Source organism: Pseudonocardia cypriaca (assembly GCF_006717045.1).
GTDB lineage: Bacteria > Actinomycetota > Actinomycetes > Mycobacteriales > Pseudonocardiaceae > Pseudonocardia > Pseudonocardia cypriaca.
This window is the reverse complement of sequence record NZ_VFPH01000002.1, coordinates 2,642,885-2,668,459: the sequence shown is the minus strand read 5'-3', so window position 1 is coordinate 2,668,459 and position 25,575 is coordinate 2,642,885. Positions and strand designations below refer to the sequence as shown.

24 protein-coding genes are annotated in these 25,575 nt (G+C 73.0%); 13 read left to right on the top strand and 11 right to left on the bottom strand.

Translation table 11 applies throughout. The annotated features are described in order from the left end of the window. Position 1 precedes the first annotated feature (1 nt). Together FB388_RS30350 and FB388_RS30345 are read right to left on the bottom strand one after the other, a co-directional pair. Positions 2-985: a 3-oxoacyl-ACP synthase III family protein gene (locus FB388_RS30350; RefSeq protein WP_142105558.1), complete on the bottom strand. Its 984-nt coding sequence runs from the start codon at positions 983-985 to the stop codon at positions 2-4. After that, a complete protein-coding gene (locus tag FB388_RS30345) occupies positions 986-2,167 on the bottom strand; it encodes a cytochrome P450 (protein WP_211362272.1) in 1,182 nt (393 codons plus the stop codon). Between the two features lie 99 nt (positions 2,168-2,266). Between FB388_RS30345 and FB388_RS30340 the strand changes: the two genes are divergently transcribed. Then, on the top strand, positions 2,267-2,692 hold the full coding sequence (locus tag FB388_RS30340; RefSeq protein WP_342787940.1) for a PPOX class F420-dependent oxidoreductase: 426 nt from the start codon (positions 2,267-2,269) through the stop codon (positions 2,690-2,692). A gap of 43 nt (positions 2,693-2,735) precedes the next feature. On the opposite strand, the gene FB388_RS30335 is transcribed toward FB388_RS30340, so the two are convergent. Further along, positions 2,736-3,467 (bottom strand): VOC family protein, encoded by a 732-nt coding sequence (locus FB388_RS30335; protein ID WP_142105554.1) that lies wholly within the window; start codon positions 3,465-3,467, stop codon positions 2,736-2,738. Between the two features lie 45 nt (positions 3,468-3,512). Between FB388_RS30335 and FB388_RS30330 the strand changes: the two genes are divergently transcribed. Both FB388_RS30330 and FB388_RS30325 read left to right on the top strand, forming a co-directional pair. Then, a complete protein-coding gene (locus tag FB388_RS30330; RefSeq protein ID WP_142105552.1) occupies positions 3,513-4,274 on the top strand; it encodes a TetR/AcrR family transcriptional regulator in 762 nt (253 codons plus the stop codon). A 104-nt stretch (positions 4,275-4,378) separates the two neighbouring features. Then, positions 4,379-4,945 (top strand): hypothetical protein, encoded by a 567-nt coding sequence (locus FB388_RS30325; protein ID WP_142105550.1) that lies wholly within the window; start codon positions 4,379-4,381, stop codon positions 4,943-4,945. Here the strand turns inward: FB388_RS30325 and FB388_RS30320 are convergent. After that, the gene (locus FB388_RS30320) at positions 4,942-5,562 is read right to left on the bottom strand and encodes a helix-turn-helix domain-containing protein (protein WP_142105548.1); all 621 of its coding nucleotides are present in this window, start codon (positions 5,560-5,562) and stop codon (positions 4,942-4,944) included. The two genes, FB388_RS30325 and FB388_RS30320, sit on opposite strands and share 4 nt — an antisense overlap. 109 nt (positions 5,563-5,671) lie before the next feature. Here FB388_RS30320 and FB388_RS30315 point away from each other — a divergent pair, with 109 nt between their 5' ends. Beyond that, positions 5,672-6,574 carry an EamA family transporter gene (locus FB388_RS30315; RefSeq protein WP_142105546.1) on the top strand — a complete coding sequence of 301 codons (903 nt, stop codon included), beginning with the start codon at positions 5,672-5,674 and terminating at the stop codon, positions 6,572-6,574. A gap of 17 nt (positions 6,575-6,591) precedes the next feature. On the opposite strand, the gene FB388_RS30310 is transcribed toward FB388_RS30315, so the two are convergent. Beyond that, positions 6,592-8,202 (bottom strand): dolichyl-phosphate-mannose--protein mannosyltransferase, encoded by a 1,611-nt coding sequence (locus FB388_RS30310; protein ID WP_142105544.1) that lies wholly within the window; start codon positions 8,200-8,202, stop codon positions 6,592-6,594. Positions 8,203-8,226: 24 nt separating this feature from the next. Here FB388_RS30310 and rsmI point away from each other — a divergent pair, with 24 nt between their 5' ends. Continuing rightward, positions 8,227-9,081, top strand: coding sequence for a 16S rRNA (cytidine(1402)-2'-O)-methyltransferase (gene rsmI, locus FB388_RS30305; RefSeq protein ID WP_142105542.1), 855 nt, complete (start codon positions 8,227-8,229; stop codon positions 9,079-9,081). 94 nt (positions 9,082-9,175) lie between these two features. Here rsmI and FB388_RS30300 read toward each other — a convergent pair whose 3' ends face one another. Next, a complete protein-coding gene (locus FB388_RS30300) occupies positions 9,176-10,174 on the bottom strand; it encodes an aldo/keto reductase (protein ID WP_246122517.1) in 999 nt (332 codons plus the stop codon). A 100-nt stretch (positions 10,175-10,274) separates the two neighbouring features. Between FB388_RS30300 and FB388_RS30295 the strand changes: the two genes are divergently transcribed. From FB388_RS30295 to FB388_RS30280, 4 genes are all read left to right on the top strand, one after another. Then, positions 10,275-11,201, top strand: coding sequence for a LysR family transcriptional regulator (locus FB388_RS30295; RefSeq protein ID WP_142105540.1), 927 nt, complete (start codon positions 10,275-10,277; stop codon positions 11,199-11,201). A gap of 113 nt (positions 11,202-11,314) precedes the next feature. Further along, complete coding sequence (locus FB388_RS30290; RefSeq protein ID WP_142105538.1) at positions 11,315-12,418, top strand: hypothetical protein; 1,104 nt, start codon at positions 11,315-11,317, stop codon at positions 12,416-12,418. Beyond that, positions 12,415-14,019 (top strand): vWA domain-containing protein, encoded by a 1,605-nt coding sequence (locus FB388_RS30285; protein WP_142105536.1) that lies wholly within the window; start codon positions 12,415-12,417, stop codon positions 14,017-14,019. Before FB388_RS30290 ends, FB388_RS30285 begins: the two co-directional genes overlap by 4 nt. Beyond that, the gene (locus tag FB388_RS30280; RefSeq protein ID WP_142105534.1) at positions 14,012-14,611 is read left to right on the top strand and encodes a hypothetical protein; all 600 of its coding nucleotides are present in this window, start codon (positions 14,012-14,014) and stop codon (positions 14,609-14,611) included. The genes FB388_RS30285 and FB388_RS30280 overlap by 8 nt, the downstream gene beginning before the upstream one ends. 34 nt (positions 14,612-14,645) lie before the next feature. Here FB388_RS30280 and FB388_RS41100 read toward each other — a convergent pair whose 3' ends face one another. Both FB388_RS41100 and FB388_RS30275 read right to left on the bottom strand, forming a co-directional pair. Further along, a complete protein-coding gene (locus FB388_RS41100) occupies positions 14,646-14,885 on the bottom strand; it encodes an SbtR family transcriptional regulator (protein ID WP_342787939.1) in 240 nt (79 codons plus the stop codon). 103 nt (positions 14,886-14,988) lie between these two features. Continuing rightward, positions 14,989-16,167, bottom strand: coding sequence for an MFS transporter (locus FB388_RS30275; protein WP_211362271.1), 1,179 nt, complete (start codon positions 16,165-16,167; stop codon positions 14,989-14,991). A 78-nt stretch (positions 16,168-16,245) separates the two neighbouring features. On the opposite strand from FB388_RS30275, the gene FB388_RS30270 reads away from it, so the two are divergent. Beyond that, complete coding sequence (locus tag FB388_RS30270) at positions 16,246-17,154, top strand: LysR family transcriptional regulator (protein WP_142105533.1); 909 nt, start codon at positions 16,246-16,248, stop codon at positions 17,152-17,154. Here FB388_RS30270 and FB388_RS30265 read toward each other — a convergent pair. The 3 genes from FB388_RS30265 to FB388_RS30255 form a co-directional block, all read right to left on the bottom strand. Continuing rightward, positions 17,151-18,203: a polysaccharide lyase family 7 protein gene (locus FB388_RS30265; protein ID WP_142105531.1), complete on the bottom strand. Its 1,053-nt coding sequence runs from the start codon at positions 18,201-18,203 to the stop codon at positions 17,151-17,153. The two genes, FB388_RS30270 and FB388_RS30265, sit on opposite strands and share 4 nt — an antisense overlap. A 208-nt stretch (positions 18,204-18,411) precedes the next feature. Then, a complete protein-coding gene (locus tag FB388_RS30260) occupies positions 18,412-19,608 on the bottom strand; it encodes a cation:proton antiporter (protein ID WP_142105529.1) in 1,197 nt (398 codons plus the stop codon). Positions 19,609-19,617: 9 nt separating this feature from the next. Beyond that, on the bottom strand, positions 19,618-20,094 hold the full coding sequence (locus FB388_RS30255; protein ID WP_142105527.1) for a cation:proton antiporter regulatory subunit: 477 nt from the start codon (positions 20,092-20,094) through the stop codon (positions 19,618-19,620). Positions 20,095-20,274: 180 nt separating this feature from the next. Here FB388_RS30255 and metG point away from each other — a divergent pair, with 180 nt between their 5' ends. The 3 genes from metG (at position 20,275) to FB388_RS40970 (ending at position 25,559) form a co-directional block, all read left to right on the top strand. Then, positions 20,275-22,068, top strand: a complete 1,794-nt coding sequence (metG, locus tag FB388_RS30250; protein WP_142105525.1) for a methionine--tRNA ligase — start codon at positions 20,275-20,277, stop codon at positions 22,066-22,068. Between the two features lie 79 nt (positions 22,069-22,147). Then, a complete protein-coding gene (locus FB388_RS30245; RefSeq protein ID WP_142105523.1) occupies positions 22,148-23,032 on the top strand; it encodes a TatD family hydrolase in 885 nt (294 codons plus the stop codon). 280 nt (positions 23,033-23,312) lie between these two features. Next, entirely contained in the window at positions 23,313-25,559 is a 2,247-nt protein-coding gene (locus tag FB388_RS40970) for a resuscitation-promoting factor (protein ID WP_142105521.1), read from the top strand. The last annotated feature ends 16 nt before the right edge of the window (positions 25,560-25,575 follow it).

Below are 25,575 nucleotides of genomic sequence, written 5' to 3'. Positions count from 1 at the left end.
CTCACAGCTGAACCACCGCGATGCCCAGGCTCACGCCTCCGGCCAGCCCGACGAGCGCGACGAGGTCACCGGGGCCGCACCGGCCCAGCTCCAGCGCCGTGGCCAGCTGCAGCGGCAAGCTCGCGGATGCGACGTTGCCGTGCTCGGGCAGGGTCACGACGAGCTTGTCGGCCGGCACGCCGGCCCGCTCCGTGAACACCTGCAGGTACGGCAGCGACACCTGGTGCACGCACACCACCGCGAAGTCGGCCCACCGCAGGCCGAGCCGGTCGAGGGTCTCGTCGAGGACGCCGGTGCCGAGGCCGAGGAACGCGTCCTTGAGCCGGGCCCCGTCCATCTCGAAGTAGGTCCGCTCCGGGTCCCGCGGGTGCCGCGAGCCCCCGGCGGGCAGGGTGCCGACCTCCCAATGCCGCGAGTCGGCGGTGAAGGCGGTGGCGAGCACCCCGGTGCCCGCCGTCAGGAGCAGCGCGGCGCCCGCGTCGCCGAGCGTGTAGCCGGGGAAGGCGCGCAGGTACTCGCCGAGGGACCGGACGTCCCAGCGCACGGCCCGGGACGGCGCCTCGCCGCCGGCCACGAGCACCGTGCGGTAGCGGCCCGTCGCGATGAGCGCGTCGGCCACCTCGATGCCGTTGAGCATGCTGTTGCAGGCGTTCTTGACGTCCATCACGGGGCAGCGCAGCTCGAGCCCGGCCGCGACGATGTGCGCGGTGGCCGGCTCCACCATGTCCTGGCTCGCCGACGCGAACAGCAGCAGGTCGATCTCCTCGGCGGCCGTGCCCGTCTCGGCGAGCAGCTTGCGCGCCGCGGCGACGGCGAGGTCGGACGCCTGCTCGTGGTCGGCCATCGCGTGGCGGGACCGGATCCCCGTGAGCCGGTGCAACAGCCCCGGCGGCGCGGAGTACGGCCCGATGCGGGCCTCCACCTCGTCGTTGGTCAGGCGGCGCTCCGGTAGGTGGACGGCCACCCCGGCCAGTCGCGATCCCATCTACGACCCCCCGGCCAGCGCGATCTGCAGCGACTCGTAGCGGGGGATGAGCACCCGGCGGGCGGGCTTGCGGTGCACGACCCGCCACGGCCGGCCGGTGCGGACCAGCGCGTGCAGCAACGCCGCCATCTCGGCCTTCGCCAAGGCCGCCCCGAGGCACAGGTGCCGCCCGCCGCCGAACCACAGCTGCCGCGTCTCGGGCACGTAGTCCCGGCCCGGGTCGAAGCGCCCGGCCGCGTTGTTGGCCGCGTACGTCAGCAGCAGGACCTGCTCGCCCGCGCGCAGCAGGCGGCCCCCGATCTCGACGTCCGCGCTGACGTGGCGGCCGATGACCGGTGCCGGCGTGACGACGCGCAGGACCTCGCGGACCACGTCGTCGACCAGGTCGGGCTCCGCGAGCAGCGCGTCGACCCGGCGATGGTCGTGCAGCAGCGCGACGGCCCGGCTCATCGCGGTGGCGGCCGTCTCGGTGCCGGCGACGAGCAGGAGGCTCGCGAGACCGCGTGTCACCTCCGGGCCGAGGTCCAGCTCGCGGCAGCGGCCCAGCAGCGTGCCCGGTGCCGCGTCGCGATAGCCGGCGGGGATGCCGGCCGTCATCCGGTCCACGATCTCCCGGGCCTCCGTCACCGCCTGCGGGGTGAGCACCGTGGAGGACGTGGTGCTCAAGGCGAGGGCGGCCAGCCGCTCGCCCTCGGCGAAGATCGCGCGGAACTCCTCGTCGGACCGGTCCGTCGGCAGGCCCAGCAGGGTGGCGAGCATCCGGCCGACGAGCACGCGGGACGCGTCCGCGATGTCGACGGTCTCACCGGCGCGCAGCCGCGCGGTGAGCTCGGTGAGCGGCGCGTCGAACGCCTCGGCGACCAGGCCGGCCGACGTCTTCGTGGTGAACAGGTCGCGGGCCTTCGTGCGCAGCCGCAGGTGCCCCGGCCCGTCGAAGAGCTCTGTGACGTAGTCCCCCAGCACCTGCGCCCACAGGTGGCCGACCCCGCCCTCGCCGACCAGCGTGAAGTGCCGGTGCCCGTTGAGGACCTCCCGGCAGAGCACCGGGTCGCGGACGACCCAGCCCAGCCTCGGCACCCGGGCGATCGGGGGCGCGAAGCGCGCGGCGTGCAGCAACAGGGCCAGGCTCGGGCGGCTCGCCCACAGCAGGTGCGCCTCGTGGCGTCGCGCGCTGGTCGTCACGCGGCTGACGCTAGCGGCGCTGGCGGACGGCGACGTCCGTAGAACTACGTCAGGTCGTCCGGCGGCACGGTTGACCTGAACTGCGGTTGAAGTACGAGGATGACGTCCGTGATCTTCACGGACTACGAGCTGACCTACCTGAAGAGCCAGACGCTGGGCAGGCTCGCCACGATCGGTCCGAACGGACCGCAGCTGACGGCGCTCGGCTTCTCGGTGAACGACGACGGCACGATCGACATCGGCGGTCCCGCGCTGAGCAGCAGCCAGAAGTGGCGCAACATCGCGGCGAACCCGGCGGTGTCCTTCGTCGTGGACGACATGACCCCGGACGAGCCCGGCGCGGTCAAACCCGGCTGGGGCCGCGGCGTCGAGATCCGTGGTGAGGCCGAGCTGCTCACCGGCCACGCACCGCCCTCGTACGGCGGCAGCTGGTTCAGCGACGAGGTCATCCGCATCCGTCCCCGGCGCATCCGCAGCTGGCACCTCGATCCCGAGCAGGTCCAGTACAACCGCGACGTCGCCTAGTCCCGTCCCGATCACGAAGCGACGGCGCGGTCGAGAACCAGCGCTACCGATCGAGCAGCAGCTGTGCGGCGCTCGCGAGGTCGGCGGCCAGCGCCGCGCGCTCGGCGGCGGACAGCTCCAGCGCGTCGACCTGCGCCAGCACGGCGCCCGCGGCGTCGCGGTCGCCGGTGCGGACGTGCAGCTCGGCGAGGTAGACGAGGGCGGGAACCCGTTGGGCAGGCGGGGCGGCCGCGTGCCGGGTGAGGCCGGTCTCGAGCATGCGGATCCCGGCGGCCTCGTCTCCGTGGGAGTCGGCCTGGCGCGCGGCCGCGGCGACGACCCGGGCCAGCCGGCCTTCCTCCTCAGCGGGCCTGTCCTGCGGGCCGCCGTCGAGGTCGGCGTCGGACTCGGTGCGCTGCCGGCTGATCCGCAGCCAGTTGCCGCCCGGGTCGACCACCATGAACCCGCCGCGCGTTCCCTGCATCCGGCGCGGGCGCGTCATCCGCGGGATGCCGGACACCGGCACCTTCCCGAACGCCTCACGTAAACCGGCCGCGAACGCTGCGTGCAGCGCCGCCGTGTCGGGGACGAGCACGATCACCGAGTGCATCGACTGGGCCGGGTCGAACTCCGGCACTCCGAAGAGGTGCAGCTCGACGTCCTCGCGGCGGACGGCGGCATAGGGGTTCGGCCGCTCCTGGCGGTAGGTCACGTCGAACCCGAGTGCGCGGTAGAAGGGCAGTGAGTCGTCGAGGGCCCGGCAGGGCAGGGTGGGGATCACCGTCGCGGAGGGCACCGACAACACCGTACAGTGTTCGGAGTATCAGCGGTAGGAGATGGCATGGAGTACGCGGGACGCGGCGATCCCGCTCGCACGATGGCCCTGCTCTGGGAGGGCGTGCCGGTACCCAGGCGCGGTCCCAGGCAGCGGCTCGAGCTCCAGCGGATCGTCGACGCCGCGATCGCCGAAGCCGATCGCGCAGGCCCGGCGGCCCTGTCCATGCGCGCGCTCGCGCAGGCGCTCGGGATCGGCCCGGCCACCCTCTACACCTACGTGCCCGGCAAGGCCGAGCTGCTCGAGCTCATGGTCGACCGCATCGCGGCGACGCAGCCCCTGCCCGTCGCCGACGCCGGATGGCGCGCCGGGCTGCACGACCTGGCGACGACGGACCTCGCCGCGTACCGGGCGCACCCCTGGCTGCTGCAGGTCGCGACGTCGCGCACCGTCTTCGGGCCGCACGTGATCGCCCGGTACGACGCCGCACTCGCCCTGCTCGACGGGACGGGCCTCTCGGGGATCGAGGTCGCGGGCTGTGTCGCGGCGGTCGAGGCGCAGACCCGAGGAGCGGCCGGCGCGGTGGTCGAGGCCGAGCAGGCGCCCGCCGCGACCGGGAGCAGCGACGACGAGTGGTGGGACGATCGCGCCCCGCTACTGGCCGAGCACATGGACGGGCGCTTCCCGCGGCTCGCCGCGCTGGAGGCGGCCGGGGCGTTCGCGGTGTCGGACACCTCGCTGCCGTACACGCTGCAGCGGGCGCTGGACCGGTTCTCCTTCGGGCTGGACCTCGTGCTCGACGCGATCGGGAGTCGCATCGCGCGCTGAGGCCTTCGTGCCCGTGCAGCCGCGCATCGATCTTCGACCGGGGCGGGAGCTCGTTGCGGCATGCTCATCACGCGGTCCGGCACGAGGCCAGGCAGGATGCCCGCGTGCGGAGACTGCGCGGTGCCCTCGTCCTCGCGGCATGCGCCGTGCTCGTCGTCGGGGCGGCGGGGGTGGCGCTCGCCGACCCGTTCCACCTGCGGCACATCCGGTGGTTCACCGCGTCCGCCGTGCTGCTGGCCGTCCTGTTCGTCACGGCGACGTTCGCGGTGGTCGTGCCGCGGGGCGCGCTGCGGCTGATCGTGCTGGTCCTCGGCGGGCTCGCCGCGCTCGGCTGGGCCGGGATCGTGGTGCTGGCGACGCACGCGACGGTCGAGAACCGCACCGTGTCGGAGGTGGCGGACGGCGGCAGGCGGCTCGCGGTGGTGGAGGCGGCTCCGCCTGCCGTCCGCCCCGTCTACGCGGTGGTGGTCCGGTCCGGCAGCGGGGTCTTCGAGCAGGAGGCCGTCGTCTACCAGGGCGTCGAGGCCGGGCCCGTGCCGTCCGACGTCCGGTTCGTCGACGGTGACACGGTGGAGGTCCGCACGGGTCCCTGCGTGTACCGGTCCGAGGTCGAGGCCGTCACCCTCGACGTCGACCCGGTGTACCGCGCGCTGCGCCCCGACACCTGTTAGGGCACGGGGAGCTCGGCCTCGGCGATGCTGGTCGGGGGCACCAGGCCGGCGTCGCCGGGCTGCAGCACCACCATGACGAACCGGACGGGCCCGTCGCCGATGCCGGAGTAGCGGTGCGGGGCGTGGGCCTGGAACAGGACCGTGTCGCCGGTGTCCAGGTGCTGCTCGGTGGCGCCGACGCGCAGGCCGAGCCGGCCCGACAGCACCGAGAGCACCTCCTGGGTGCCCATCGGGTGGGCCTCGCCGTCGAAGCCGTCGCCGGGCTGGAGCGTCCAGTCCCACAGCTCGACGACGTCCGGCGGGTCGGTGCCGATCCGGAACACGGCACTGCTGCCGGCGGTGCTGCTCCACAGCGTGGCGGCCTCGGCGCCCCGGCGGACCACGACGCGCGGCTGCGCGTCGCCGCCCACGAGCGACGCGACGCCGACGCGCAGCGCCGCGGCCAGCGACACGAGGGTGGCGATGCTCGGGTTGCCGCGCGCGGTCTCGATCTGGATCACGGTGCCGCGGCTGACTCCGGCCGCGGCGGCGAGCGCGTCGATGGTCATCCGCCGCTGCTGGCGCAGCGCGCGCACGTTGCGGCCGACCGCCGTGGCCACGTCCTCGGGGGACTGCATGCGGACAGTCTGCCGTACCCCGGGGAATAGTTCGTTGTACTTCGCTGCTCTCCTCGGTTAGCGTCAATTCTGCTGTCCTCTCGAGTCCGCTCCACTGAACCGAGGTCCCATGTCCGTCCCGTTCGCCCTGCCCTCCGCCGTCACGTACGGCATCGCCGACTTCGCAGGCGGGCTGGCGGCGCGACGAGCTTCGGTGCTGGTCGTCACGGTCGTCGCGCAGGCCGCCGGGCTGGTGAGCCTGCTGCTCGCGATCGGGTTCTTCGCGGGGCGCCCGTCGCCTGCGGCGTTCGGGTTCGGGGTGCTCGCAGGCCTCGTCGGGGTGAGTGGGCTGCTGCTGTATCTCAAGGCGCTCGCCGTGGGGCCGATGGGCGTGGTCGCGCCGCTGTCGGCGGTGGTCAGCGCGGGGCTCCCGCTCGCCGTGGGGTTGCTGGGCGGTGAGCGGCTCGGGCCGGTCGCCGTGCTCGCCGTCGGGGTCGCGCTCGTGGCCATCCTGCTGGCCACCACCGGCACCCGGAACGACCGGGCCGCCAGCACCGGCGTCCTGCTGGGACTGGCTGCGGGCGTCGGCTTCGGCACGTTCTTCGTCGCGGTGGACGCCGCCCCTGCCGACTCGGGGCTGTGGCCGCTTCTCGCCGGCCGGCTCGCATCGGTGGTGCTGCTCACCGGTCTCGTCCTGCGCCACCACCTGCCGCTGCCGACCCGCGCCCGGACCGTGAGTCCCGCGGCCGTGCCCGGCGAGTCCGGCGTCCCGACGCGGCGAGTCGCCGGGCCGGGCGCGCGCGGTCCGGTGGTGCTGATGGTCGTGAGCGGCGTGTTCGACACCCTGGCCAACGTGCTGTTCCTCGTGGCCACGCGGATGGGCGACCTGGGGATCAGCGCGGTGGTGGTGTCGCTCTACCCCGTGGTGGTCGTGCTGCTGGCCCGCGTGGTGCTCGGCGAGCGCCTCACCCGCACCCAGCTGCTGAGCGCCTGCCTCGCGCTGACGGCGAGTGCTCTGCTGGCCGGCGCCTGATCACTGGGGCCTGATAGCTACTGCCGCCAGGACGGCAGCCACAGCTGCGAGTCCCACATCTCCGGTGTGATGGGCACGCCCATCAGGATCGGCCAGAGCCACGCGAAGTTGGCGACGACGAGGCCGGTCCAGAGCCCGACGACCAGCAGGCCGGTCTGACGCCGCTCCCGCCCGGCGCCGGCCGGCCCGAGCACCTCGCCCATCACCAGCACCGTGGCGAGCACCAGGAACGGCGCCAGCGGTGCCATGTAGAAGTAGTACATCTGGCGGGACATGTTGGCGAACCACGGCAGGATGCCCGCGCCGTACGCGAGCAGCACGGCCCCGTAGCGCCAGTCGAAGCGGGTGAGCAGGCGCCACAGGGCGAAGCACAGCACGACGACCGCGGGCCACCACAGCGCGGGAGTGCCGATCAGCATCACGGCGCTGATGCAGTCGGTGCGGCCGCAGCCGGTGACCTGGTCGCCCGACGCGTAGTGGTAGAGCATCGGGCGCAGCCCCATCGGCCACGTCCACGGCTTCGACTCCCACGGGTGCACGCCGCTGGCCTCGGTGGTGAGGCTCGAGTGGAACTCCAGCACCTTGCCGCTGTAGTACCAGAGCGAGCGCAGCGCGTCCGGCAGGAACGACCACGGGCCACCGGTGCCCACCTCGACGCCCACCGCGTGCCGGTCGATGCCGGTCTCGCTGCGGAACCAGCCCCACCACGCCGACAGGTACGCGAGGACCGGGACGACGGCGAGCGCCCACACCGCGGGCCCGAGGTCGCGGCGCAGGGTGCCGACCCACGGCCGCCGCACCCCGGCGGCCCGCCGGACGCCGACGTCCCACAGCAGGACCAGCAACGCGAAACCGGCCACCCAGTACGACCCCGACCACTTGACCGCCGCACCCCAGCCGAGCAACGCGCCGGCCAGTAGCCGCCACCACCGCACGCCGAACCGCGGCCCGTAGGGGGTGTCGTCGACCCGGCCCTCGGTGATCACGAGCGCCATGCGGGCGCGCACGTCGTCGCGGTCGCAGAGCAGGGCGGCGAACGCGGCGAGCACGAAGAACGCCGAGAAGCTGTCGAGCATCCCCATCCGCGACTGCACGTGCGAGAGGCCATCGCAGATCAGCAGGATGCCGCCGATCCCGCCGAGCAGCGTGGACCCGGTGAGCCTGCGCCCCACGCGGACGACGAGCAGCACCGCGAGCGTGCCGGCGAGGGCGGACGCGGCGCGCCAGCCGAACCCGTCGTAGCCGAGGAGCAGCTCGCCGAGCGCGATGAGCTGCTTGCCGAGCGGTGGGTGCACCACCAGCTCGTAGCCCGGGTTGTCCTCCACACCGCCGTTGCGCAGCATCTGCCACGCCTGCGGCACGTAGTGCTTCTCGTCGAAGACCGGGTTGCCGGCGTCGGTCGGGTAGCCGAGCCCGGCGAAGCGCACGACGCCCGCGACGAGCGTGAGGAGGATCGTGACGGCCCATCCGCGCAGCCGGTCGGTGGGCGGTGGGGGTCCGAGGACGGCGGTGGGGTCGAGCGGGCGCGGGGGCACCTCAGGGCTCGCCCCGAGCGGCTCGACACCCCCGACGGGCCGGTCGTTCGAGGCTGCCCGGGTGCGCAAGGCCTCGACCGCCCGGATGACCATCCGCCCGATCGTAGGCTGTGGCCCGTGTCCTCTGGTTCAGGTCCCGGTCGGCTCGTGCTTGCGGCCACCCCGCTCGGCGACGCCCGCGACGCCTCCCAACGCCTGCGCGACGCGATGGCCACCGCCGACGTCGTCGCCGCCGAGGACACGCGCAGGCTGCGCTCGCTCGCGGCGGCGCTCGGCGTGGCGGTCACCGGCCGGGTGATCAGCCACTACGACGCGGTGGAAGCCGCCCGGCTGCCCCGGCTGCTCGACGACGTCCGCGCCGGACGCACCGTCCTCGTCGTGACCGACGCCGGGATGCCCGCCGTCTCCGACCCCGGCTACCGGCTGGTCGCCGCCGCTGCCGCCGCCGATCTCCCCGTGACGTGCCTGCCCGGCCCGTCCGCCGTCACCACGGCACTCGTGCTGTCCGGCCTGCCGGCCGAGCGGTTCTGCTTCGAGGGCTTCGCACCGCGTCGCGACGGCGAGCGGCGGCGCTGGCTGGCAGGCCTCGCCACCGAACCACGGGCGGTGGTGTTCTTCGAGTCGCCGCACCGGCTCGCCGACACCCTGACCGCGGCCGTCGACGTCCTCGGCGCCGAGCGCGCGGCCGCGGTGTGCCGCGAGCTGACCAAGACGCACGAGGAGGTGCTGCGCGGGCCCCTCGACGAGCTCGCCGGGTGGGCGGTCGAAGGTCCGGTGCGCGGCGAGATCACGGTGGTGCTGGCCGGAGCGGCGCCCGCCGAGGCGCCCACCGTCGAGTCGCTGGTCGACGCCGTGCAGGAGCGGGTGGCCGACGGCGAGCGCCTGAAGGACGCGGTGGCCGCGGTCGCGGAGGCGGCGGGCGTCCGGAAGCGCGAGCTGTACGCGGCGACGCTGGCGACCCGCCCCTCGTGACCCGCCCTCCCCGGTGTCAGCAAGGTGGCTTTGCTGACGTGATGCGTCAGTAAAGCCACTTTGCTGACATGCGGGTGGCGGGTGTGGGGCGGCCTCAGGGGCGCGTCGGGCCCTCGCCCGCCCCGGTGCGGATGATCGCCTCTTCGATCTCGCCGAGGTCGTCCGCCGTCAGCTCGAGGTCGTTCGCCGCGATCCAGCCATCGATCTGCTCGGGCCTGCGTGCACCGACGATCGCACCCGTGACGCCCGGCCAGGCGAGCGTCCAGGCCACGGCGACGGCGCCGCGCGTCACGCCGTGGCGCTGCGCGATCGGCTCGAGTGCGTCGGAGAGGGCGAGGTTGCGGTCCAGGTTCGTCGTGAACTCGGGGCCGCTGCGGCGCCAGTCGTCGGCGGGCAGCGAGGCCACCCGCTCGGCGGTGAACGCGCCGGTGAGCAGGCCGGACTGCATCGGCGAGTAGACGATCACCCCGGTGCCGTTCTCGTGGCACCACGCCAGCTCACGTGCCGCGGCGCGCTTGACCGCGGAGAACGGCGGCTGCAGCGAGTCGACGTGACCGATCTTCTCGGCCGCCTGGAGCTGGTCGACGTCGTGGTTGGACAGCCCGACCGCGCGCACCTTGCCCTCGGTCCGCAGGTCGACCATGACCTGCCAGTACTCCTCGAGCGGCGTGCCGTCCTCGGCGGGCCAGTGCACCTGGTAGAGGTCGATCCGCTCCACGCCGAGCCGGCGCAGGGAGGTCTCGACGTCGCGGCGGACGACGGCCGGCTCCATCACCCGGCGCGGCCGCGCGCTGCGGTCGGCGTCGTCCCAGACGAGCCCGCACTTGGTGAAGACGTAGGGCCGCTCGGCTTCGGGGATCGACGCCAGTGCCCGCCCGACGACCTCCTCGGAGTGCCCGAGGCCGTAGACCGCGGCCGTGTCGATCCAGTTGATGCCGGACGCGATGGCGTGCCGGATGGCCGCGACGGACTCGTCGTCGTCCTGCGGCCCCCACGAGGCCGCCCAGTCGCCGCCCCCGATCGCCCAGGCCCCGAACCCGACCCTGGTGAGCTCCATGCCGGTCGTACCCAGCTCGGCTGTCGGAAGTGACACCCGTCCTCCTGTTCTCGGTGTTGGCCCCGATCCTCGTCGCCCGGCATTCACCTGTCCAACAGATGGATCTGCTCGCAGTGAGCACCTACGCTTCTCAGTCGTGGAACTCCGGCAGCTCGAGTACTTCGTCGCGGTTGCCGAGGAACGGCACTTCACCAGGGCCGCGCAGCGCGCGATGGTGTCGCAGTCGGGGCTCTCGGCCTCGATCCGGGCCCTCGAGCGCGAGCTCGGCGCGCCGCTGTTCGTGCGGTCCACGCGCCACGTCGAGCTCACCGAGGTCGGGCGGGCCGTGCTCGCCGACGCGCGACGCGCGCTCGCGGGTGTCGCCGCGGCCCGCGATGCCGCCGCCGCGGTGCAAGGCCTGCTGCGCGGCACGGTCGTCGTCGGCACCGAGCAGTGCATCACGGGCGTCGACGTCCCGGCGGTGCTCGCGGCGTTCCGCGCCGCGCACCCGGGCGTGGACGTCCGGCTGCGCCACGAGGGCTCGCTCGCCCTGCTCGAACAGATCCCGGCGAGCCGGGTCGACGTCGCGTTCGTCGCGGTCACCGGCCCGGTCCCGGAGGGCGTGCTGCTGTTCCCGGTGGCGCGCAGCCCGATGGTGCTGATGTGCCACCCCGAGCACCCCGTTGCGACGGGGGAGCCGACGTGGGCCGACCTGGCCGCCCAGGTCTTCGTCGACTTCCCGCCCGAGTGGAGCATCCGCCAGCTCGGCGACCGGGCGTTCGCGCAGGCGGGTCGGCCTCGCGAGGTCGCGCTCGAGGTCAACGACGTGCACGGCCTCATCGACCTCGTCCACCACGGGCTCGGCATCGCGATCGTCCCGGAGGCGGTGGCCCGCAAGAAGAGCGCGGCAGGGCTCGCCGTCCGGCCGCTCCCCGGCGGCGCGGCGATCGACTGGGAGGTGGCGGTCGCGGTCGGCGCGGACGAGCGGGCGGGCCCGGCGGCGCTGGAGCTCTGCCGCATAGCCCGCGCCAAGGCGCCGATGCGGGGCCCCGTGATTCCGACGAACGGCGCGTTGGTCGGATAGGTACCGACGAACGCGCCGTTCGTCGGATGGGGACTTGCGGAGTAGGGACGAGGCGCACGAAGTCGGGGCCTCGTGTTCATGGCTCGTTCACCCCACCAGGTGACGATCACGGCATGACCGCTCCGGCGGGCCGGCGTTCCGGCAGGCGGGTCCTCAGTTGGTTGCTCGCGCTCGCCCTGCTGGGCGTGATCGGTTTCGTGGTGCTGCGCGACATCGGCGGACAGGAGCCGGAGCCTGCGGCGCTGACGGTGGTCACCGGCGTCATCGGGTCGGAGAAGGAGGCGTTCTTCGCCGACGAGCGGGTGCGGGATGCGTTCCGGGCCCACGGGCTCGAGCTGCGCATCGACCCGGCTGGGTCGCGCCAGATCGCCACCACCGTGCGGCTCGAGGGCTACGACTTCGCGTTCCCCTCCAGCTCGCCTGCCGCCGACAAGCTGCTCGCGCAGCACCCCACCCCGCGGACGTACGCCCCGTTCTCCTCCCCGATGGCGGTGGCCACGTTCGGGCCGATCGTCGAGCTGCTCACGCAGGCCGGCGTCGTCGCGCCCGGCAGCACCACCTTCGACGTCCACCGGTACCTGGAGCTCGCCGCGGCCGGCACCCGGTGGGACCAGCTGCCGGGCAACACCACCTTCCCGGCGCGCAAGGACGTGCTCCTCTCGACCACCGCGCCGTGCCAGTCCAACTCCGCGGCGATGTACCTCGGCATCGCCTCCTACGTGGCGAACGCCGACGGGGTGGTCACCGACCGCACGGTCGCCGCGCAGGTCACCCCCACCGTCCAGCCGCTCTTCCGCGACCAGGGCTACCTGCCGCCCACCACGGAGGTGCTGTTCGAGGACTACCTGTCGGCGGGGATGGGCCGGGTGCCGATGGCCGTGGTCTACGAGGCCCAGTACCTGGCCGAGGCGCTCTCGCCGGACCCGGTGCTGCCCGCCGACGCGCGGCTGCTCTACCCGAGCCCGACGATCTTCTCGCGGCACACCCTCGTGCCGCTCACCCCGGCCGGCGACCGGGTCGGGGAGCTCCTGACCAGCGATCCGCAGCTCGCCACGCTCGCCGCCCAGCACGGCTTCCGGCCCACCGACCCCCGCGCGTTCGCCGCGGCGTTCCGGGACCGCGGCCTGCCGGAGCCACCCGCGCTCGTCAACGTCGTCGAGCCACCGTCGTTCGACACCTTGGAGGGCATGTTGGCGCTGCTCGGGTGCACCCCGTGAAGCGGATCGCCGCCGCACTGGTGCTCGTGCTCGCGGCCGGCTGCGCCGGCGCCGAGAGCACCGGGCCACAGCTGGACGTGGGGCCGTCCGACGCCCCCGTCACGTTGCGGGTGCTCGCCGGGAGCGAGCTGCTCGACCTCGAACCCGTCCTCGCCGAGGCAGGTGAGGCCACCGGTGTGCGGATCCGGCTCGACCCCGTCGGCACGCTCGACGGCGCCGAGGCCGTGTCGTCCGGCGCCGCCGAGGCGGACCACGACGCGATCTGGTTCTCCTCCAACCGCTACCTCGCGCTGCAGCCCGGGGCGCAGGCCCGGCTCGGCACCGCGACCGACATCATGTCCTCGCCGGTCGTGCTCGGCCTGCGCCGATCGGTGGCCGAGCGACTCGGCTGGGTCGGCCGCCCCGTCACGTGGTCGGAGATCGCGGCCGCTGCCGGTGCCCGGCGGTTCACGTACGGGATGACCGACCCGTCGGCGTCCAACTCGGGGTTCTCGGCGGTGGTCGCGGTGGCGACCGCGCTCGTCGGAGCCGGGTCGGCGCTCACCCTCGAGCAGGCGCAGTCGACGGTGCCCGCGCTGCGCGACTTCTTCGCCGCCCAGACGCTCGCCGCCGGATCGTCGGGCTTCCTCCAGGAGTCCTTCGTCCGGCGGGCCACCGGCGCCGACCCGGGCGGGCCGGTCGACGGCCTGATCAACTACGAGTCGGTGCTGCTGGGGATGAACGCGGCGGGCACGCTCCCCGAACCGCTCGAGCTGATCCGGCCCGCGGACGGGGTGGTCACGGCCGAGTACCCGTTGACCGTGCTCGCAGCGGCGTCGCCGGAGGCCCGGGACGCGCACCGCAGGCTCGTCGAGCACCTGCGCACGCCCGCGGTGCAGCGGACGATCGCCGAGCGCACCCACCGGCAACCCGCCGTCCCCGGTGTTCTCCCCGCGTCGTCGGGGACGGCCGTCGAGCTGCCGTTCCCGGCGCAGGCAGACGTCGTCGACGCGCTGCTCACCAGCTACTTCGACAAGCTGCGCCGCCCGTCCCGCACGATCTACGTGCTGGACACGTCCGGCTCGATGGCCGGCGACGAGCGCATCGGGGCGTTGCAGCGCGCGCTCGCCGGGCTCGCAGGGGCGGACCCCTCGCTCACGGGGCAGTTCCGGCGCTTCCGCGGCCGGGAGCAGGTCACGCTGCTGCCGTTCTCCACCACGCCGGAGTCGCCGCAGACGTTCACGGTGGCCGAGGAGAACCCGGGCCCGGATCGTCAGCGGATCGCCGACGCGGGAGCCGCCCTGCAGCCGGGGGGTGAGACCGCGATCTACGACAGCCTCGAGGAGGCGTACCGGATCGCGGGGGAGCAGAGCGCGGCAGACCCGGACCGGTTCACCTCCATCGTGCTGATGACCGACGGTGAGAACACCTCGGGCGCCGACCTCGAGTCGTTCAAGGCCTTCATCGGGTCCCGGGCCGTCGTGCCGGTGTTCTGCGTGCTGTTCGGGGAGAGCAACGTCGACGAGATGGAGGAGGTCGCCCGCCTCACCGGCGGCCGTACGTTCGACGCGCGCACCGCGCCGCTCGCGGAGGTCTTCAAGGAGATCCGCGGGTATGTCTGACCGGGTGCGCCGCTACCTCGGCTCGCGGAAGAACATCGCGGGGATGGCAGGCGCGCTGGTCGGCGTGGGCCTGCATGTCGCCGGCGTGATCGGCGACGTGTGGCCGGTGGTCGCCGCCGGGCTGTACGGGGTGGGCGCGCTCGTCGGGCCGAGCGACCCGCGCACGGAGCCGGAGCCCCGCCTGACCGACTCGCTGCGCGCCGATGCCACCGCGTTGCTGCGCCGCGCACAGGGGCGGGCGGGCGCACTTCCGGAGGGCGCGGCCACCGACGTCACGCGGATCCTCGACGCCGTCCGCCTCGTGCTCGCCCGGCTCGACCAGGTGGCCGACCAGGAGACCGACCGGATCGCCGCGCCCGAGCGGCTCGCCGACGCAGCCGAGATCGTGCGCGTCGACCTGCCCGCGTGCCTCGACACCTACCTCGGTCGCAGCCCGTCCTCCCCGGAGGAGCCTGCGGCCCGGGAGCTGCGGACCCAGCTGGCGCTGGTGGCCGACCGGACCGAGCGGCTCGTCACGCAGGTCCCCGACGTCCACGTGCAGCGCGCCGAGGATCTGACGCGGGAGATGCGCCGCCGGCGCGAGCGTCCGTAGAGCGTGTTCGAGAAGACCGAAGGGCGCGACGGCCTCAGCCCCGCGTCCTGATGCCGTCCAGCGCCACACCGAGGACTCGTTCTCGCTGGGCATCGTTCGCGAAGATCGAGCTCGCGATGCCGTTGATCAGGAGCCGTACATCCTCGAAGCCGACGTCGTTGCGGGCCTTCCCCGCGTTCTGGGCGGCCGGCCCACGTCGTCTACGCCGGGCAGACGATCCAGGTCGCTGAACCCGGCAACGCCGAGAAGGTGCGCAACGCCCTCGCCGCCGCAACCCGCTGAAGCCGTCGGGGACTCACGTCGCTCGCCCACCCCGGTCCGCAGCCGGCACCTCGAGGATCTTCATGGGTGGGTTCAGCAGATGAGAGCGTGACGGCTCACCTCGGCGAGCGGGTGCAGGCCGTGACGAGCAATGCAGCGGCCGTCAGCGCCACGCCGAACCAGATACCACTTCTGAGCCCGACGTTGTCGACGAGCAGTCCGGCGAGCAGCGCTGCGATCGCGATGGACGTGTTGTACGCCATGGTGTTGAGCGACATCGCAGCCTCGAAGGTGTCGGGCGCCGCGGCTTGCGTCATGGTGAGCTGGCTCAGTTGTGCGACGCCGTAGGAAACGCCCCACGCGGCGAGCAGGATGATCGGAGCGGCCGGTCCGTGGCCGATCACGAGGAGCAGCAGCAAAGAGCCCACGAGCCCTGAACCGCCCATGATGAAGCTGGCGCGGACGTTCCTGGCGACCGTGTACCCGGCGATGAAGTTGCCGATCGCCCCGCCGATTCCGAAGATCATCAGCGATACCGTGATGAACGTGGGTGTGGCGGACGCGCTGCTCTCCAAGAAGGGGCGCAGGAACGTGTAGGCCCCGAAATGGCCCAGCACGAACAACACGACGATGAACAGAACGGTCCTCAGCCGGGTGTTCCGGCGTGGGAGTCCGAAGACCTCCCGGACCGGGACCGCGTTGTCCGACGGCAGCGACGGAACCGCGGCAATCACCGCGACGAGCACCAGGGCGCTGAGCCCTGCCCAGATGATGAACGTGGCTCGCCAGTTGGTGATGCTCTCGACGACCGTCCCGAGCGGGATGCCCACCACCGTGGCGATCGAGATGCCGGACATCACGATCGCGGCCGCCCTGCTCGCGTGGCGTTCCGGGACGATGCGCATCGCCATGCTCACACCGATCGCCCAGAACACGCCGCTGGCGAACCCCATGACGAGCCGGGTCGTCAGGACCAGCGGGTAGTTCGGGGCGATCGCGGTGACCAGGTTTCCCGCGGTCAACAGCGCAAGCAGCGTGGCGAGCAGTGCCCGCCTGTTGACCCGTCTAGTCCAAGCGACGATGAACGGCACGCCCAGTCCGGCCGAGATTCCGTACAGGGTCACCATCAGACCGGCGGTTCCCACCGAGATGCCCAGGCTGTCGCTCAGCGGGGTGAGCAGTCCGACCGGCATGAGTTCTGTGGTGAGGAAGACGAAAAGGCTGGCCGTGATAGCGGCGACGCCGATCCATCCTCTCGAGGTCGAGTGCGTGCGTTCGTTCTGGGTGACGTCCACATTCGAAGTCTCATCAGGACGGATCGATGAGTCCAATACATGTTTGTCAACTCATCGATCTCGATGCAAGATGGATCGGTGGAGCTCCAGCAGATGCGCTACGTCGTCGCGGTCGCCGAGACGAACAGCTTCACCCGCGCCGCGGAGCGGTGCCTGGTCGTCCAGTCGGCCCTGAGCCACCAGGTCGCGCGCCTCGAACGAGAGCTGGGGGTGCGGCTCTTCGAGCGCACGAGCCGCCGCGTCCGGCTGACACCGGCCGGTGCCGCGTTCCTCCCCGCCGCCCGTCAATGCCTGGACGCCGCCGAGCGGGCCGCCGCCGAGGCAGCCGCGGCTGCCGGCGAGATACGCGGACGGCTGGAGGTGGGCCTGATCCCCACCGTTGCCGCGGTCGATCTGCCGGGCGCTCTGCGGGACTTCCGCCGGCGGTACCCGCACGTCCGGATCAGCCTGCGAGTGGGCGCGAGCGAGGATCTCGTCGAGCAGGTCAGGGATGGCGCCGTCGAAGTGGCCTTCCTCGGGCTGCCGACCACGGCGCGCCTCCACGGCGTCGGCGCCCGCGAGCTCGCCCGGGACCGGCTCGTCGCGGTCGTCCCGCCCGACCACCCGCTCGCCGGGGAGTCGACGGTCACCCTGCGCAGGCTCTGCTCGGAGGTGTTCGTGGACCTGCCGGCCAGGACGGCCGGACGCATCCAGTCCGATCAGGCGTTCTCGGCCGCCGGTCTCACCCGGGAGGTCGCCTTCGAGGTGACCACCGCGTACCTCATGTCCCGGCTGGTCGAGCAGGGCCTCGGCGTCGCGATGCTGCCCTCCGCCTACGCACCTCAGCTCAGCGGCGTGACCACCATCGAGGTCGTCGACGCACCGGCGCGGGTGGAGTACGTCATCTGGAGCGAAGGCAGCTGCACACCGGCGGCAACCGCCTTCCTCGCGATCCTCGACATCCCGGCTGGCGCCGGGACCGAGGAGCCTCCTGCGGGCAGTGGCTAGGCGGTGTGCGTGATCTTCAGGTCGTAGATCACGACCTGACCCACGTCCGAGGGGTCGGCGCCCTTCGACGGGTTGGAGTTCACGTAGGCCCCGGCCTTGAAGTAGCTCTCGGCGCCGAAGATCGGCAGGTCCGCCTTCAGTGCGCCGTTGAACCAGACCTTCACGCGGCCCTCGGCCGACTGGATCTTGACGCGGAACCGCTCGCCCAGCTTGTACGAGGGGTCGAGCTCGACGTCCTTGTCGCCGTCGGCGTACTTCACCGTGAGCCTGGTGCCGGACAGGTGGATCTGCATGATGTCGTCGTCGCCGCCGTGGATCTGGGCGGAGATGACGTCCGGCTTGTTGGCCGGGGTCTTGGTGATGGCTTCCTCGAGCTCCATCGTGTGCGTGCCGGACCGGCCGTCCCAGCTCGCCTTCTCACCGTTGATCATCTCCCGCAGCTCGGAGCGCGGGTAGTGGCTGTTCACGGTGGTGGCGCCGCCGGCGTTCGCGGTGAACACGACGCCGTCCTTCGAGTCGTTGAGCTGGAACCACTTGCTCGCGTAGGTGGCGAGGTCGTTCGTCTCGACCGTGTCCGGCTTGCCCTCGGACCCGGAGGGCAGCGTGAGGTACCACTTGCTGGGATCGATGAGCTCGGCGGGGAAGCGGACGGCGCGCGCCACGGCCGCACCGAGCCCCTCCTCCTTCTTGCCCTCCTCGTCGTCCTTCTTCTCCTCCGTCGGGGGCGCCGAGGTGGGGGGCGCCTCCGTGGTCGGCTCGGGTTCGGGGGTCGGCAGCTCGGGGAGCGGCGGATCCGCCGTGGGGAGGACCGCCAGGTCCCGCGATGCGAGGTTGACGCCCTCCTGCGACGGCGGGCCGAGCGCGCCTGCGAAGGACAGCATGCTGCCGATGACGGCGATCACCGCCGCCATGGCGACGGCGACGAGAACGGTGGTGTGGTGCGCGGGGGTGCGCGCACCACGCGCGCGGTCGCCCTGCTCCGACTGCTGTTCGTACGACGGAGCGGGCGGCGGCGCGTGGCGCGTTCCGGGGGAGCGGTGCCGGGCCACGAACCTGCCTTCCGGATCGGTGACCGGTCGGGGACGCCCGGCTCGGGGGTGCCGGCGGGGGTGGGGAGGCCCCGTGTCCATTTCGTGACCGGTCCGGTCTGCAGGAAAGCTATCCGCGGGATCGTCCCGGGTTGCCCGTGCTCCGACGAGAGGGATGATCTCTGCGATGAGTGGTTCGGCCACTAGGCCATTTGGCGTAGCAGCTTTGTCAGTTACCTGCGGAGGGTGCGGGAGTGGCCGAGGGGCGCCGGGTTCGCACCCAGGCCGCCGCAGGCTCCACCAGCCGGGCCGCCACCGGGCCGATCACGGCCATCAGCAACACGTACGTGGTGGCGAGCGCGATCATCCGGTCGTCCACCGCGGCGGAGGTCACCGCCAGCCCGGCGATGACGATCGAGAACTCCCCGCGCGCGATGAGCGCGGCACCGGCGCGAGCCCGCCCCAGCGGGCCGATGCCCACGCGCCCCGCGGCCCACCAGCCGGTGACCAGCTTCGTCGCGGTCGTCGCGACGGCGAGGACGACGGCCCAGCCGAGTACCGGCGGGATCGACGCCGGGTCGGTGTGCAGTCCGAACACCACGAAGAACACGGCGGCGAACAGGTCGCGCAGCGGTTCGAGGAGCTTCGTGGCGTTCTCGGCCGTGGAGCCGGAGATCGCGATGCCCAGCAGGAACGCACCGACCGCGGCCGAGACCTGCATCGCGGAGGCGAAGCCTGCCACCAGCAACGCGAGACCCAGCACCTTGAGCAGGAACACCTCACGATCGGGCGAGTCGACCACGGCGGAGACGAACCGCCCGTAGCGCAGCGCCACGACGAGCACGACGACCAGCACTGCCACGGAGATGCCGACCGCGCTCAGCGCGCCCGCGAGGGTCACGCCGATCAGCACGGCGGTCAGGATCGGCAGGTACAGCGCCATCACGAGGTCCTCGAACACGAGGATCGACAGCACCACCGGCGTCTCGCGGTTGCCGAGGCGGCCCAGGTCGCCGAGGACCTTCGCGACGATCCCGGACGACGAGATGTAGGTGACCCCGCCCATCACGAGCGCCCCCACCGGGCCCCAGCCGAGGATCAGCGCCACGGCCACGCCCGGGGCGGCGTTGAGCACGACGTCGAGGATCCCCGCCGTCCACGAGCGGCGCATGCCGTCGATCAGCTCGGTGGCCGAGTACTCGAGGCCGAGCAGCAGGAGCAGCAGGATGACGCCGACCTCGCCCGCGATGGTCGTGAACCCCTCGATGCCGTGCAGCGGCACCACGCCACCCGTGCCGAAGAACAGGCCGCCGAGCAGGTAGAGCGGGATGGGGGAGAGGCCGATCTTGCCGGCGATGCGGCCCAGCAGACCGAGCGCGAAGAAGACGGCCCCGAGCTCGATCAGCTCCAGAGCGGTGTTGTCCACGGGGGGCACTTAGCCGCGCTTGAGGATCTTGACGGCGTTGTCGAGCCCCTCGGCCGTGCCGACGGTGACCATGAGGTCGCCCGCGGTCAGGGTGAAGTCCGGCGTCGGGCTGGGGTGCACCTGCCCGGCCCGCATCACGGCGACCACGGAGACGCCGGTGCGGGTGCGCAGCGCGGTGTCGCCCAGCGTGCGGCCGTCGAACGGCGGGCCGACGGGGAGCTGCCGGGTGTGGATGCCGGGGAGGTCGCGGTGCTCCTCCCTGAGCTGCGCGACGAGCTGCGGGGCGCCGAGCAGGTTGGCCAGCGCGGCCGCCTCGTCGGCGGTGAGGGGGAGCTCGGCGAGGCACGCGTCCGGATCGTCCGACTTCGAGACGATGAGCTCGATCTTGCCGTCCCGGTGGGTGACGACGCCGATCCGCCTGCCGTTGCGCAGCGCGAAGTCCTTGCGCACACCGATGCCGGGCAGGGGGGTGACCTCCACGTTCACGTCTCCACGGTAGTTGACGCGGGGCCGGGGGTGCGGAGCTCGTGCTCGGGATCCCGTTCGAGGACGACGAGGTCGACGAGAAGATCGACTTCCCGGTGAGCGCGTCGTCCGGGAGGCGGCTCTGCCACCGTCCGAGCGGGCCGCGGAAACCCGCTGTGGCCCCGGCATAGGCTTGGGTGCATGAGCTCCCACGTGCTGACCGCCGTGGCCTGGCCCTATGCCAACGGCCCTCGGCACATCGGCCACGTCTCCGGTATCGGTGTGCCCTCCGACGTGTTCGCCCGCTACCAGCGGATGGCCGGCAACCGGGTGCTCATGGTCTCCGGCAGCGACGAGCACGGCACCCCGATCCTGGTGCAGGCCGAGAAGGAGGGGCTGACGCCACAGCAGACCGTCGACAAGTACCACCGCGTGATCGCGGAGGACCTGCGCGGGCTCGGCGTCACCTACGACCTCTACACCCGCACCACCACCGGCAACCACTCCGACGTCGTGCAGCAGATCTTCCTGGCGCTGCACCGCAACGGCTACGTCGTGCCGAAGACCACCACCGGGGCGATCAGCCCGTCCACCGGACGCACGCTGCCCGACCGCTACGTCGAGGGCACCTGCCCGATCTGCGGCTACGACGGCGCGCGCGGCGACCAGTGCGACAACTGCGGCAACCAGCTGGACGCCGCCGACCTGATCAACCCCCGGTCGCGGATCAACGGCGAGGTGCCGAAGTTCGTCGAGACCGAGCACCTGTTCCTCGACCTGCCCGCGTTCACCGAGTCGCTCGGCAAGTGGCTGGCCACGAAGACCGGCTGGCGCCCGAACGTCCTGAACTTCACGAAGAACCTGGTCGACGACATGCGGCCGCGGCCGATCACGCGCGACCTGGACTGGGGCGTCACGATCCCGCTCGACGGCTGGCGCGACCAGCCGCTGAAGAAGTTCTACGTCTGGTTCGACGCGGTGATCGGCTACTTCTCGGCGAGCGTCGAGTGGGCGCGGCGCACCGGCGACGCCGATGCCTGGAAGGCGTGGTGGAACGACCCGGACGCCGAGATCGTGCACTTCATGGGCAAGGACAACATCACCTTCCACGCCCAGATCTGGCCCGCGCTGCTGCTCGGCCACAACGGCCAGGGCGACCACGGTGGCGAGCCAGGGCCGTACGGGGTGCTGAACCTGCCGTCGGAGATCGCGTCGAGCGAGTTCCTCACGATGAGCGGTTCGAAGTTCTCCACCTCGCGCGGCACCGTGATCTACCTGCACGACTTCCTGCGCGAGTTCGGTCCCGACAGCCTGCGGTACTTCATCTCCGCGGGCGGACCGGAGACCCAGGACGTCGACTTCACGTGGGACGAGTTCGTCCGCCGCGTCAACTTCGAGCTGGCCAACGAGTGGGGCAACCTGGTCAACCGGTCGATCTCGATGGCCCACAAGAACAACGGGGCCATCCCGGCGCCCACCACGCCGGCGCCGGCCGACGCGGAGCTGCTGGCGCTGTCGAAGGCCGCGTTCGGCACCGTCGGCGCGCACCTCGCGCGCTCCCGGTTCCGCGCCGGCATCAGCGAGGCGATGAAGGTCGTCACCGCGGCCAACCGGTACCTGTCCGACCAGGAGCCGTGGAAGCTGAAGGACGACCCGGGCCGCCGCGACGCGGTGCTGCACACGGCGCTGCAGGTCGTGCAGGACGCCAACACGCTGCTCACGCCGTTCCTGCCGCACTCGGCGCAGACCGTGCACGAGGCGCTGGGTGGCACCGGCGTGTGGGCGGCGCAGCCGGAGCTGCAGGACGTCGAGGACCTCGACATCCCCGGCCGGATCAACCCGATCCTCACCGGCGACTACACCAAGGAGCAGGCGCGCTGGGCGTCCACGCCGATCGAGGTCGGACGGCCGCTGGCCAAGCCCACGCCGATCTTCCGGAAGCTCGAGCCCGAGCTCGCGGAGACCGGGCCCGAGTGGGCCCCGATCGAGAAGTGAGCCCTGCCCGTTCCGACGAACGGCGCGTTCGTCGGATAGGTACCGACGAACGCGCCGCTCGTCGGAAGGGGATGGGGGCGTGAGCGGGGCGTACGGGCGGCGGGAACCTCCGCCGCCTCCCGAACCGCTGACCTCGCCCACCGTCGACGCGCACACGCACCTCGATGCGTGCGGGTGCGTGTCCGCGGAGGACGTCCGTGCGGCGATGGACCGGGCCGCCGCCGTGGGCGTCACGCGCGCGGTCACCGTGGCCGACGACCTCGCCTCGGCGCGGTGGGCCGTGCAGGCCGCGCACTGGGACGACCGGGTCGTCGCGGCCGTCGCGTTGCACCCCACCCGCACGGCCGCGCTCACGGAGGACGACCACGCCGAGATCGAGCGGCTCGCCCGCGACCCGCGAGTGGTGGCGGTGGGGGAGACCGGCCTGGACTACTACTGGGACCACTCGCCGCCCGAGGCGCAGCAGGAGTCGTTCCGCAGGCACATCGACCTCGCCAAACGCCTCGGCAAGCCGCTCATGATCCACGACCGGGACGCGCACGACGACGTGCTGCGCATCCTCCGGGAGGAGGGCACGCCGGACACCGTCGTGTTCCACTGCTTCTCCGGTGACGCGGCGATGGCGCGCGAATGCGCCGACGCCGGGTACGTGCTGTCGTTCGCCGGGCCGGTCACGTTCCGCAACGCCCGCGCGCTGCGGGAGGCGGCGGTCGTGGTGCCGGAGGAACAGCTGCTCGTCGAGACCGACGCGCCGTTCCTCACCCCGCACCCGCACCGCGGGCGCGCCAACGAGCCGTACTGCCTGCCGTGGACCGTCCGCGGGCTGGCGGACCTGCGCGAAGTTCCCGAGGAGCAGCTGGCGGCGAGTGCCGGGCGCAACGCCGAACGGGTCTTCGGGCTCGCCGAGCTGCCGCCCGCCGCGGCGCCCGCGACGTCCACCGGCGACGCCTCGCGCTCGGCGTAGGGGGCGGGCCGTTCGGCGCTGCCGGCGTGTCTGGATTCGACCTCGGCGCTCACAGCGCGTTACGGTTCCGTGATCGCAAGCCGGGGTGGGGAATCGCTCCCCAGCTAGTGCGGTCACGGTGGTCCGGGGCGCTCCCCCAGGATCACAGCCTCCGGGCCACCGTGACCGCGACTCCTCCCCTGCCCGGTCCGACGAAGTCTGGAAGCCCGTGGTCGACGTCCCAACGCGTGCTCGGCGAGGTGCCGACGTCCGCGCTCGGCTCGGTCGGGCCGCTGCGGACGTGGAGCCCGGCGAGGACCCGTACGCGGCCTGGTACGCGGGCGGCGACCCGGAGGCACCCGAGGCGGTCGTCACGTCGGCCCTCGAGGTCGTCCCGCCGGTCACCCCGGCGGCCCGCTCGATGCTGACCCGCTCCCGCGCGCACCGGCGGGCCCAGCCCGATCCCGACAGCAGGCTCGCCACCGGGCAGTTCCGGCCGATCGTCACGCACCCGACGGACGGCTCGGCCGAGGACGCCTCAGCCGACCCCGTCACGGGCGAGATGCCCGCCGTCGCCCCGGACGACCTCACCGGCCCGCTCCCCGCCATGCCCGCCGAGCGGACGGGAGCGCGCCTGCCGGCCGTCGAGCGCGGTACCGGCGCACACCCGGCCGTCGAGCGGACCGGAGGCGCGCACGCAGCCGGGACGACCGGTCAACACCCGCTTCCCGAGCGAACCGGGAGCCACGTCGTGGCGACGGGGACCGGGGTGCAGCCGGCGGTCGAGCGTCCGAGCCGGCCGATCCCGCGGGCCGAGGGGACCGGGACCCACGTCGCGGCGACGGGGACCGGGGTGCAACCGGCGGTCGAGCGTCCGAGCCGGCCGACCCCGCGGGCCGAGGGGACCGGGACCCACATCGCGGCCACCGGCACCGGGACGCAGCCGGCGGTCGAGCGCAGCGGCCGCCGCGCTTCGAGCTCGGTTACCGGCACCCACGGGGTGGCCGAGCGCACCGACGCTCGGCTCCCGCCGGCCGCTACCGAGATCACCGGCCCGCAGCCGGCGCTCCCCGCCGACCCCGCCCCCGAGCCGGGCTGGGCCACGGCCGAGGCGCTCGCACGGGTGGAGGCGCGCGCCGGCAAGCCCGCCTGGACCGCGTACCTCAACGACACGCCGACCGGTCCGATGCCGGTGATCGACGAGGCCGCGTTCACCCACCCGTTCGTCGCCGTCACCGCGCCGGTCGCGGTCGTGGCGGCGCCTCCGGCATCGGTCGCCCCGGCACCCGTCGCGCCGGCACCGGTCGCACCTGCGCCGGCCGAGGACCTCGAACCCGCCGTCGCGCCCCGGCCGCGGCCCGCAGCCGAGCTCGTCGCCGCTACCGATGTCGTGCCCCGGCGCTCGCGCCGCGACCGGCGTGCGGCCGAGGAGGCCCCGCAGCACAGCAACCGGTTGCGCGTCGTGGTCGTCGCCGTCGTGCTGATGATGATCGGCGGCGGGGCGAGCGCGCTCGCCGCGGACAAGACGATCACGGTGACCGTCGACGGTCAGAACCGGATCGTGCACACCTTCGCCGCCGACGTCGCCTCCACGCTCGAGGCCGCGGGGATCGAGGTCACGCCCCGGGACCGCGTCGAGCCCGCGGCCACCACCGAGGTCGTCGACGGCGACGAGGTGATCTTCACCCACGCCCGCACCCTCACGCTCGTCGAGGGCAGCTCCCAGCGAGACCTGCCGATCCCCGCCACCACGGTGGAGGAGGCGATGCAGATCCTGGGCCTCGAGGCCCTGCCCACCCAGATGTCCGCCCCGCCGGCCACCCGGATCCCCCTCGACGGGTTCCGGCTCGAGCTGCGGGTGCCGCGGACCGTGAAGTTCACCGACGGCACCGGAGCGCCCTCCGAGGTCACCACGATGTCCGGCACGGTCGCCGGGCTGCTCGTGGAGAAGGGCATCCAGCTCGGTCCGGACGACGTGTCCGTCCCGTCGGCGGACACCCCGCTCACCGAGGGCCTCGACGTGCACATCGTGCGCAACGGTGAGGGCGAGGTGGTCGAGGTCCGGCCGATCGCGCCGCCGGAGCAGGTCATCGAGGACGGCTCGCTGCCGCGCGGCAAGCGGGTCGTCGTCGACAAGGGGATTCCGGGCGAGCAGACCGCGATCATGCGCGTCTACGTCCAGAACGGTCAGGAGGTCCGCCGCGAGCAGGTGCGCGCAGGCGGGATGACGCAGCCGCACCCGCGGGTCGTGCGGCTGGGCACGAACGACAGCCTCCGCGCCCCCGTCGTCGCCGACGGCAGCGTGTGGGACCGCCTCGCCCAGTGCGAGGCCACCGGGAACTGGGCGGTCAACTCCGGCAACGGCTACTACGGCGGCCTGCAGTTCGACGCCGGTACCTGGCGCGCGTACGGCGGCACCGACTACGCGCCGCTCCCGCACCAGGCGTCGCGCGAGGAGCAGATCGCCGTCGCGTCGCGGGTTCGCGACGACCGGGGCGGCTACGGCGCATGGCCCGCGTGCTCCCGGCGGCTGGGCCTCCAGCGCTGACCCGCATGCTTCCCAG